We start from the raw sequence: 620 nt of genomic DNA, 5'->3' as shown, positions 1-620 counted from the left end.
ATGTCCAGCCGGGTAATGACTACGCTGGAAGAAATGAGCCCACGCGTGGAAATTTACAGCATAGACGAAGCATTCTGCGATCTGACCGGCGTAAGAAACTGCCGGGACCTGACTGAGTTCGGGAAAGAGATCCGCGCGACTATTTTACAGCGGACGCATCTTACAGTCGGCGTCGGCATAGCGCAGACCAAGACGCTGGCGAAGCTGGCTAACCATGCTGCGAAAAAATGGCAACGGCAGACTGGCGGGGTGGTTGACCTCTCAAACGTCGACCGGCAGCGAAGGCTACTGGCGCTTGTTCCTGTGGAGGATGTCTGGGGCGTTGGCCGGCGCATCAGCAAGAAGCTGAACGCCATGGGCATCAAAACCGCACTGGACCTTTCAGAGCAGAGTACGTGGATTATCCGAAAACACTTTAATGTGGTGCTGGAGCGAACAGTCCGTGAGCTGCGCGGCGAGGCATGCCTGGATCTGGAAGAGTTCGCGCCGGTGAAGCAGGAAATTGTATGCAGCCGATCTTTTGGCGAACGCATTACTGACTATGAGCAAATGCGGCAGGCTATTTGCAGCTACGCGGCCCGTGGTGCTGAAAAGCTTCGCGGCGAGCACCAGTATTGCCG

At 56.3% G+C, this 620-nt stretch carries 1 pseudogene; it reads left to right on the top strand.

What is annotated here, in order from left to right:
• Window positions 1–620 (top strand): annotated as a pseudogene (locus IPZ49_RS22915) (DNA polymerase V subunit UmuC); the annotation flags it as partial.

The sequence above is a fragment of the Enterobacter cloacae complex sp. S2 genome (assembly GCF_015159675.1).
Classification (GTDB): domain Bacteria; phylum Pseudomonadota; class Gammaproteobacteria; order Enterobacterales; family Enterobacteriaceae; genus Enterobacter; species Enterobacter intestinihominis.
This window is presented reverse-complemented; position numbering and strand designations above follow the sequence as displayed.